The 9,481-nt window shown below is 60.1% G+C and carries 10 protein-coding genes and 1 pseudogene; 8 read left to right on the forward strand and 3 right to left on the reverse strand.

Features of this window, described 5'->3' with window-relative positions; translation table 11 throughout:
- Positions 1-111: 111 nt before the first annotated feature.
- On the forward strand, positions 112-1,566 hold the full coding sequence (locus ACODRX_RS12380; protein WP_488871808.1) for a catalase: 1,455 nt from the start codon (positions 112-114) through the stop codon (positions 1,564-1,566).
- Between the two features lie 61 nt (positions 1,567-1,627).
- On the opposite strand, the gene ACODRX_RS12385 is transcribed toward ACODRX_RS12380, so the two are convergent.
- A complete protein-coding gene (locus ACODRX_RS12385; protein WP_488871809.1) occupies positions 1,628-2,047 on the reverse strand; it encodes a transposase in 420 nt (139 codons plus the stop codon).
- Between ACODRX_RS12385 and ACODRX_RS12390 the strand changes: the two genes are divergently transcribed.
- The 7 genes and pseudogenes from ACODRX_RS12390 (at position 2,046) to ACODRX_RS12420 (ending at position 6,983) form a co-directional block, all read left to right on the forward strand.
- Positions 2,046-2,648: a TetR/AcrR family transcriptional regulator gene (locus ACODRX_RS12390; RefSeq protein WP_488871810.1), complete on the forward strand. Its 603-nt coding sequence runs from the start codon at positions 2,046-2,048 to the stop codon at positions 2,646-2,648. The two genes, ACODRX_RS12385 and ACODRX_RS12390, sit on opposite strands and share 2 nt — an antisense overlap.
- A gap of 590 nt (positions 2,649-3,238) precedes the next feature.
- A complete protein-coding gene (locus ACODRX_RS12395) occupies positions 3,239-4,018 on the forward strand; it encodes an SDR family NAD(P)-dependent oxidoreductase (RefSeq protein ID WP_488871811.1) in 780 nt (259 codons plus the stop codon).
- Between the two features lie 306 nt (positions 4,019-4,324).
- The gene (locus ACODRX_RS12400) at positions 4,325-5,560 is read left to right on the forward strand and encodes an MFS transporter (RefSeq protein ID WP_488871812.1); all 1,236 of its coding nucleotides are present in this window, start codon (positions 4,325-4,327) and stop codon (positions 5,558-5,560) included.
- A 109-nt stretch (positions 5,561-5,669) separates the two neighbouring features.
- A pseudogene (locus tag ACODRX_RS12405) lies at positions 5,670-5,852 on the forward strand (integrase); the annotation flags it as partial.
- A gap of 139 nt (positions 5,853-5,991) precedes the next feature.
- On the forward strand, positions 5,992-6,375 hold the full coding sequence (locus tag ACODRX_RS12410) for a type II toxin-antitoxin system RelE/ParE family toxin (protein ID WP_488871814.1): 384 nt from the start codon (positions 5,992-5,994) through the stop codon (positions 6,373-6,375).
- Positions 6,356-6,661 carry a helix-turn-helix domain-containing protein gene (locus tag ACODRX_RS12415; protein WP_488871815.1) on the forward strand — a complete coding sequence of 102 codons (306 nt, stop codon included), beginning with the start codon at positions 6,356-6,358 and terminating at the stop codon, positions 6,659-6,661. Before ACODRX_RS12410 ends, ACODRX_RS12415 begins: the two co-directional genes overlap by 20 nt.
- A gap of 25 nt (positions 6,662-6,686) precedes the next feature.
- Entirely contained in the window at positions 6,687-6,983 is a 297-nt protein-coding gene (locus ACODRX_RS12420; RefSeq protein ID WP_488871816.1) for a hypothetical protein, read from the forward strand.
- A 45-nt stretch (positions 6,984-7,028) separates the two neighbouring features.
- On the opposite strand, the gene ACODRX_RS12425 is transcribed toward ACODRX_RS12420, so the two are convergent.
- Both ACODRX_RS12425 and ACODRX_RS12430 read right to left on the reverse strand, forming a co-directional pair.
- A complete protein-coding gene (locus ACODRX_RS12425; RefSeq protein WP_488871817.1) occupies positions 7,029-8,144 on the reverse strand; it encodes a hypothetical protein in 1,116 nt (371 codons plus the stop codon).
- A 134-nt stretch (positions 8,145-8,278) separates the two neighbouring features.
- Positions 8,279-9,265, reverse strand: a complete 987-nt coding sequence (locus ACODRX_RS12430) for a Bug family tripartite tricarboxylate transporter substrate binding protein (protein WP_488871818.1) — start codon at positions 9,263-9,265, stop codon at positions 8,279-8,281.
- Positions 9,266-9,481: the final 216 nt, after the last annotated feature.

A 9,481-nucleotide genomic window follows, 5' to 3' on the forward strand; every position in this document is an offset into this window, starting at 1 on the left:
TGGAAGAAGCGCGCCCATCCTACACAATGGTTTTCATCGATCGTGAAAAGTGATCGATGGCAATTTCTGGCGGCCCAGCCGCACAGCCCCCACCCACGGAAAGGAAGCACGATGACCGACAAGCTCACCACCGCCGCAGGCGCCCCCGTTCCCAACAACCAGGACTCGATGACCGCCGGCCCGCGCGGCCCCATGCTGCTGCAGGATCTGTGGCACCTCGAAAAGCTCGCCCACTTCCACCGCGAAGTCATTCCCGAGCGCCGCATGCATGCCAAGGGCTCGGGCGCTTTCGGCACCTTCACCGTCACCGGCGACATCACCCGCTACACCCGCGCCAAGCTGTTCTCGCAGATCGGCAAGCAGACGCCGCTGTTCGCGCGCTTTTCCACCGTGGCCGGCGAGCGCGGCGCGGCCGATGCCGAGCGCGACATCCGCGGCTTCGCGGTCAAGCTCTATACCGAGGAAGGCAACTGGGACCTGGTGGGCAATAACACGCCGGTGTTCTTCTTCCGCGACCCGCTCAAGTTCCCCGACCTGAACAAGGCCGTCAAGCGCGACCCCTACACCAACCTGCGCAGCGCCGAGAACAACTGGGACTTCTGGACCGGCCTGCCCGAGGCGCTGCACCAGATCACCATCGTGATGAGCGACCGCGGCATTCCGCGCGGCTACCGCCACATGCACGGCTTCGGCTCGCACACCTACAGCCTCATCAGCCAGGATGGCGTGCGCCACTGGGTCAAGTTCCACTGGGTCTGCCAGCAGGGCATTGAAAACCTGAGCGACTCCGAGGCCGCCGCGGTGGTCGCCCAGGACCGCGAAAGCAGCCAGCGCGACCTGCTCGAAGCCATTGACCGCGGCGACTTCCCCAAGTGGAAGCTGTGCGTGCAGATCATGACCGAGGAGCAGGCCCAGACCTACCGCTTCCACCCCTTCGACCTGACCAAGGTGTGGAGCAAGAAGGACTTCCCGCTGATCGAGGTCGGCGTGATGGAGCTCAACCGCAACCCCGACAACTACTACGCCGACGTGGAGCAGGCCTCGTTCGCGCCCAGCAACCTGGTGCCCGGCATCGGCCCCTCGCCCGACCGCATGCTCCAGTCGCGGCTGTTCTCGTACTCCGACGCCGCGCGCTACCGCCTGGGCGTGAACCACCACCAGATCCCGGTCAACGCGCCCCAGTGCCCCTACCACGCCTACCACCGCGATGGCGCGATGCGCGTGGACGGCAACTACGGCCGCACGCTTGCCTACGAGCCCAACTCCAAGGGCGAATGGCAGGAGCAGCCCGAGTACGCCGAGCCGGTCGAGAAGCTCTACGGCGACGCCGCGCGCTGGAACTACCGCGAGGACGATGACGACTACTTCACCCAGCCCGGCGACCTGTTCCGCCTGCTCACACCCGAGAAGCAGCAACTGCTGTTCGCAAACACCGCGCGCAACATCAACGGCGTATCGCAGCACATCATCGACCGGCATATCGAGCACTGCACCAAGGCCGATCCAGCCTATGGCGCGGGCGTGAAAAAGGCGCTCGAAGACCTCAGGGCTGGTCAGCTGAAATAAGCCTTTCGGCACCTCGCCGGCCGCAGAAACCCCGCACGGCGTGCGCCCTGCGGGGATTTTGCTACACGACCTCCGCGCACAGGGATTGCACCGCATTGTTGGTGGCGACCTTGTTCGACGGCGCAGCACAGCATTTCTCCGGTTTCATTTGGGGAAGATCTTCTTTCTCGCTCTCGAAAGCCTGCAGGCGGCCTTGATAGAGATTGCGTCGCCAGACCACGACTTGGTTGGGATCGCGGATACCATAGAGCGCGGCGACCTGGCGGCTGGAAAGCTGTTCGCGATCCTGACGGGCCAGCACCTGCAGTTTGAACTGCGCGCTGTAGGCGCTGCGCTTGCGGCGCAACCCGTCAATGCCATGGAGGCGGTTTTGCCGGCCCGACACGCCACCTGCATTCCCATGCAGACTTTGGAAGATATGAGTGACGGAAGGATACGAATTTTGTATAATTTTGTACAAAATTTGATGAAATTTCACCATGGGTAGACCACGATCCTTCGATACAGAGGCAGTACTAGACTCCGTGGCGGCAGAGTTCCGCATTCACGGCTTTGCTGATACTTCCACGGAGCAGCTGTGCGAGGCGGCCGGCCTGCGTCGGAGTAGCCTGTACAACGCTTTTACCTCCAAGGAAGAACTGTTCGTGCAGGCATTGCAACGATACGTCGAAGTCGTGGCGCTTCAGCAAGAGGCTATATTGACTGATGCCAAACTTGATGGTGGTACGCGGCTCTGGCGCATCGTGGAGATGGTTGTCAACGAGGAGTGGGCGGCTCGCAAGAATGGGCATGCTGCCGGGTGCATGACCGTACACACGTTTATGTCTCCTGATATACGAAAAAGTGACACCCGGGTCCAAGCTATTCTGGACCATGATCTCAGTCACCGCATTTCTCTCCTGACCGAGGCAGCGAAAGTCGGACAACGCGATGGTAGCGTGCGCCCCCAGTCCTCACCTGAGGACGTGGCCACATTGATTGTCACTGTGGTTTCTGGCCTGCGAGTGATTGCCCAGACTGGCGCGGAGCCAGCACAGTTGCATAGAATTGCACGAATGAGCCTTGGGGCCACGCTGACCTAATCACCCACTTTCGCGTCAACACCCCACCCACCTCCAGTTTGGACCATGGCGTCTGACTGACGAACTCGCGCTCGCGCAGGCGCGCCACGTGTTTCGGTCGGTGCTTCGTGCCGCATCGAAGACGCAGCGGAAAGACTGCTCGATGGGGTTTCGCCCAGCCGTACCCCACCTTACAGCGTCTTGGCGATATGGCCGATCTTGCTGCATCACCGGCTCAATGGATTCCCCGCGGGCCAACCCCTGAGCGCACCGACCTCACTGTAAAACTCCCCCCTACACCTTGGGCGCGACCTTCCCCTAGCCCTTGCACGGAGGGAGCGACACGGCAAGTCGGCACAGATCACAAATGCCTTGTATTTTTTGTACTCTTAAATACAATAAATCCCAGCAAGGGCTGATTCTGGCGAAGGTGGGGCAGTACCGAGCGAAGACATCCGATTGACAAGGGGGGCGACAACGCTAGGGCGGCCGAAATCGGCCTGCGGTACGGCCTTCACCCTGGGCCGAACCATACCCGACAGCGCTGAACACCAGCCTCTCCAAGAGGAGAGTTTTCATGTCAACGAATCGAAATCAGGAAGGGAGAACAGATGACTCAAACCATACGTCCCGTGGGTACCGGCGCACTTCGAGCCAAGACGGCCCTTGTCACTGGCGGAAATCGCGGCATCGGCGCTGCTATCGCAGCGCAGTTTGCGCTTGCGGGCTATAGCGTCGCAATTACCTACCGAACTGGACAGAAGGAGGCAGAAAACACGGTTGGTCGCATTGCCACTCAGGCAGCAAACCCGATCCACGCCGTTCACCTGGATTTGGAACGCGAGGATACGATCACGCGGGCTGTCGACTTGGCCGTCAAGGCACTGGGCGGTAAGGTCGATGTGCTCGTGAACAATGCCGGATATGCCGACATGAGCGCACCCGATTTCATCGATATTTCTCATGAAGTTCTCACTCGCACAATAAAAACAAATATAGTCGGTCCCTTTCTCGTCACACAGGCTGTCGTCCCACACATTCCCCGAGGGGGAGCGGTTATCAACCTTGGGAGTTGCCTAGGCTCTCGTGTCCCCACGGCAGGATTCAGCTCATACGCCACCAGCAAGGCGGCCGTCACCGGCTTCACCCGCGGCCTTTCCCGTGACCTTGGTGCGCGCGGAATTCGCGTCAATGAAATTGCTCCCGGCTCGATTGACACTGACATGAATCCCCAAAATGGGCCATCCTCGGACTTTCAGCGAGCGGCAACAATTCTTGGCCGCTATGGTGAGCCGTCTGAAATTGCGCGGGTTGCCGTTTTTCTAGCCAGTGACGAGGCGTCGTATATCACTGGAGCCACGTTTGCCGTCGACGGAGGGACAAACGTATGAGCAAGAATTCCGAAAACTCCAGGTCTGCTCCAGAGATTCAAACCCCGCGCCGGGCGGTTCTTGTTGGCGCTGCGGACGTTGCTCTTTGGAGGCAGAGAGTGAATCCGCGTCTGCACAGCGCGATTCGGTCATTAAGGCACTGTTCATCAACCTCCGAAGCGAGTGTCGGATCCTAAAAACATCCTCCATCATTCCCCTTCCATTCGTACTTAAAAGCGGTCATACGGGTGTCCCCCCTTATCGCAGCGGTGATGTCTGCAACTTAAAAAAGGAATCCGGCCAAGGTGCCGGGGAGAGGAATCGACTATGCAACGGTCACAAGAAACAATGAAAGTCCCAGGTGCCGTCTATATCTTGGCAATCGGGATTTTTGCAATGGTTATGAGCGAGTTTGCAGTGGCAGGACTCATGCCACAGCTCGCGGCAGGCCTGGACGCAACAATTGCCCAGATCGGCTACCTCGTCACTGTATTCGCAGTTGCCATGGCCGTCGGTGGACCGGTGTTTGTTTTTCTCCTTCACCGCGTACCACCCAAGGCGAGCCTGCTCACCATCCTCACGGTATTCTTTATCGGAAATATCATTGCGATCTTCGCTTCAAGCTACAGCATGATGGTCGCGGCGCGTGTGGTCACAGGCGTGGCTTCGCAAGCATTTTTCGGTGTGGCTATTTCTTTGTGCGCGCGCTTAGTTCATGAGAGCATGCGCGGTAGGGCCATTGGGGTCGCAATGAATGGACTCATGCTCGGAACACTTCTCGGGCTTCCTGCTGCCACGCTTATCGGTGCGCGGTTTGGGTGGCAGTCGGCCTTCTGGGCTATTGCAATTGCCACCGCTTTGGCGGGCGTCCTTACCATGATCTTCGTCCACAACCCACAGGCCGAAGGCAAGGCATCGGAATCCGTTCCATCGTTCATCGAGCAGGCGGCAATCTTTGCTCGTCCCCAACTGATTCTGGCGCTTCTTTCAAGCACACTCATCATTGGCGCGACCTTTGCAGCATTTAGTTTCTTCACTCCAATTCTGACTGAGGTTTCTGGATTCGATCTTGGCACCGTGCCTTGGCTCCTGCTGGCCTACGGTGCGGCCACGGTAGTCGGGAACAGCATCGTGGCTCGACTGGCGGATCGCCATACGGTGGTGACTCTTTTGGGTGGGACAGTCCTCAACGCGCTGTTCCTCGCCGGGCTCGCACTCTGGACTGAGATCGCTCCCGTCGCACTCGTCTTTATGATCGCAATCGGACTTGTGGGTGTCACGATGAATCCAGCCATGGTAGTCAGGGTGCAGCGTGCCGGAAACGCTTCGCCACTGGTAAACACGGTCCACTCATCTTTCATTACCCTAGGAATCATCATCAGCAGCGCCATCGGATCTACATTGATTGACAACTACGGGCTTCAATCAACCTTGATTCTTGGCGTTGCAATGGCGTGCTTGGCAATTGCTGCAATTCTGCCGGCAGTCACCAGTTCGTACATTCGATCTGGAAACCTGACGGGAGCCTTGCATAGTGGCACAGCCGCTGGACGTCCAAGCTAACTCTTTCCATTCTCTGAGTCGAGTTCGGTGAGAGCTCCCAGTAGCATCTTCTAAAACAGCAGGCCTGGTAGTTGCCAGTTGGAGGCGCTGGAGGCGGAGGGGCTGGAAAGCCAATTCGGGTGTGTCCATCAAGGTCGGCATGGAGTTGACCCAGCACAAGACCGTCGCGCAGGTCATGCACTACGTCCCTACCGAGGACAAGCCCGTGCGCGATGCGGCCGAGCTGGTGGCCAGTCGTCGCCAGGCCGTCACTGGCGGGCGGCAATGCCAGCCCCAGGAAGCCGTGGCATGAAAACCTGCACGCTTCCTACAACGGTCTCCAAGTCAATTTCCCAGACACTGTCTGGCGGATCTTCCCCTGCGTGGGGTGGGTTGATCGCTGAACTGGCAAACTATGCCCGTTTCGGGTATAGTTTTCGGGAGCGCCAGATATGACCGTCTTCAAACGCAAGGACTTTGCACGGTGGCAGGCTGGCGAGAAGTTGCCTGATGCCGCGTTGTGCAAGGCAGTCCAAGAGATGGAGGCCGGTCTGGTGGATGCTGACCTGGGTGGCTTTCTCTACAAGAAGCGGGTCGCGCGCCCTGGTGGCGGCAAAAGCGGCGGTTACCGGACGCTGCTGTCGGCACGGATCGGCAGCCGCCATGTGTTCCTGCATGGATTCCCCAAGAGCGACAAGGCGAATATCACGCAGGACGAAAGGAAGGCGTTGCAGTTCGCCGGCAAGGTGTTTCTGGAATTGTCGGCAGAGAACTTGGCGAAGGCGCTGGAATCCGGCGTTCTACTGGAGGTATGTTGTGAAGAGCAAGCTCATTGAATCCCTGCGCGGCGACCTAGCCGAGCTGCACGATGCTGGCGCGATCGGCAAGGTCACGATGCGCGAGTTCGATACCATCTGCCCGCCGCCAGTGCGGGAGTTCAGTGCCGCAGACATCAAACACCTGCGCGAAGAGCTGAAATTCAGCCAACCGGTGTTCGCGCTGCATCTGCACACGACCGCTTCGACGGTGCGCAAGTGGGAGCAAGGCGATACCCACCCGGCCGGGCCGGCGCTGAAACTGCTGAACATCATCGCCGACAAGGGCTTGCAGGCCATCATCTGATGCCCCGCACTGGTGACTGCCACGCATGGATGAAGCCGTAGCCGTTTTCTCCCGCAAGGGCCTGTTTCAGGCCCAGATTGTGGCGCGCGATGTTCGCAGCCGGGAACATGCGCGCAAATTATGGCCGTTGGTGTCTCCCGATGCTTTGCGGCAAATGGTGACGTGGGTCACCAAGCACGACAACGGGATGGAGCGCTGCTGGCTCAAGGGCATTGTTGTGCCCGCGCTTGCGATGCTTTCCGCGCTCGCAATGGTGCTCCTGGCCGCGTTCAGAACGGCGTCAGGCCAGCGGACAGTCCATGTTGCATTTGTCGCAGCTTGAGGGGCTTGGCGGATTTTGCAGGGCCGACTTGGTAGTTTTTGCTGCTCAGCCGGCGCGGCCGCGCCTCAGCGCAAACGCGGCAAGGCCCGAGAACAAGGCGAACAAGGCTGCCAGGGCCCCATGCCCCAGCGCCGGAACCGGCGTGGCCTGCGCCGGGCGCGGCGGCTGCGCGGCAAGCACCTTCACCGTCGCAGCCACCTCCACGCAAGCCAGCGGAGACTGGCTGTCGCAGAGCTGGTAGGTCAAGGCATAGGAGCCTGCGGCTACGGCTGCGGATAGGGAGACGGCTCCAGTGGCGGTGTCCAGGCTGATGCCGGCCGGCCAGTTGCCCGACGGGGCCAGCAAGCCGCTGCCACCGGCGCCTAGCGTGGCCGGCGCGCCGTTCACGCCATCGTTGGCGGCAACATTCGCAATGGCCACCGCCGCGGTACCTGCCGTGCTTTGGCCGCTATCGGGCAGCGGATCAAAGCTGGACCACTTTCCCGGGGTTTCATTGAAAAACCAGGCGGTGAATGGATAACCGGACGATGCACACTGGTTTCCGAATTCGGCCGGGGCAATCGCACATGTCATCTGGTTGCCGATTTCATCCCCCTCGCGGCCGCCCAGGCCAGTATTGGCAGAGGTCAGAAAATAATCCACCTTTTGACCGACCGAATTCGGCGGCAACGGTGCATTGGCCCAAAATGCGTACCCTGTGATATTTCCCAAACCATCCGTTTTCACGGAAGCGCCGCTGAACTGCCCGCCCACCCCGGACAAGGCAGGCACCTGCGGCACCAGCGCGCTGTTCTGTGGTGTGTAGTCCCGCACACCGTCGTTGAACGACCAGTTGTTCACCAGGTTCAGGCCATCGGCGCCAATATCCGTCTGCTCGATCAGGTTGCCGGGCAAACGCGCCGAGGTTTCGAATCTTCCGCTCAGAAACATGGCGCCGCTATACGGCGTGGGAGCAGGCCCTACGTCGGTATTGACCGCATCGAGGCCATAGGTCACTGGGTCGTATGGCTTTCCCACATAAACGTAAGTGGTCGCCATGGACCCCATGGGCAGGAGCACCGCAGATGCACATACAAAAATCTGCACCCCCCGGAGAAACCATTGCTGCCTAGCGCACTGAGAATATCGCATGATATTTATTTTCAAAAACGAATCTTTCATCCAAGATTCGAATGTTAGAAAATTTTTATTGATATCTCAATGTTGATTTCAAAAATTAGACAATCCTTTGCAATCGTGCAGCGGATGGCCCACAGGCCATCCGCCGGGCGCCTTTACCAAGCCGGGGTGGTGAATCAGTTGGGCTGTATCTTGCGCTCCTTGATCAGCCGGGCCCATTTCTCGTTCTCGGCCTTCACGAAGGCCGAGAAGCCAGCCGCATCCAGCGCATGTACCTCGGAGCCGGCCTGGGCGAACTTGGCCTTGATCTCGGGCTGGGCCAGCACCTTGGCCAGCTCGGTGGAGAGCCTGTCCACCACCTCCCTGGGCATGCCGGCCGGGCCGACCAGGCCCTGGAAGCCCACCGACTGCATGCCCGCCAGGCCCAGCTCGGCGGCGGTGGGCACATCGGGCAGCTGCGGATCGCGCCGGGCACCGGTCACCGCCAGCGCCTTGAGCTTGCCGCTCTTGATCTGGGGCAGCAGCACCGTGCCGGCATCGATCATCAATTGCGTCTGGCCGCCGATCAGGTCCTGCACCGCCGGCGCACTGCCCTTGTAGGGCACATGGATGATGTCCAGCCCGGTCACCTGGTTGAGCAGCTCGCCGTTCAGGTGCGTCGACGAGCCATTGCCCGCAGAGGCATAGTAGGCCTTGCCTGGATGGGCCCGCGCCCAGTCTACGAACTCCTTGAGGTTCCTGGCCGGATGCTCGGGCCGCGTGACCGCGATGTAGCTGCCCTGGCTGATCTGGCCAATGTAGGTGAAGCTGCGCAGCGGATCGTAGGGCTGCTTGGCCTGCAGGTATGGCGCAATCGCGAACGGCCCGGTGTTGGCCAGCATCAGCGTGTAGCCATCGGGTGCCGCGCGGGCCAGCTCGCTGGCGGCCAGCAGGCCGCCGGCGCCGGGCTTGTAGTCCACCACGATCTGCTGCCTGAGCGCCTCCTGCAGGGGCTGCTGCACGGTGCGGGCCGTGAAGTCTATGCCGCCGCCGGGCGGAAAGCCGATGATCAGGCGGATAGGCTTGGCCGCCGGATAGGCGGGCTGCTGCGCCAGCGCGCCGCCGGCCAGGCCCAGCGCGCCCAGCGCCAGGCCCAGGCAAGAGAAAAAGCATCTGCGTTGCATGGAATATGTCTCCGTGTTGTCAATATTGGAAAAGCAAGGCGCAGCAGATTCTACGCATGCCATGCTGCGCTGGCAGCCTGCAATAAAGTGAGCAGCCAGCGCCCTATACATATTGAATTCAAATAGTTTCATATCTGAAAACTCCTACCTGCAATCGCTAGGGAAGGTCTGCAAAACCCCGTTCGTCGAAGCTGACAGCTTGACCAGCGCGGCCTG

Source organism: Comamonas sp. FG99 (assembly GCF_057808605.1).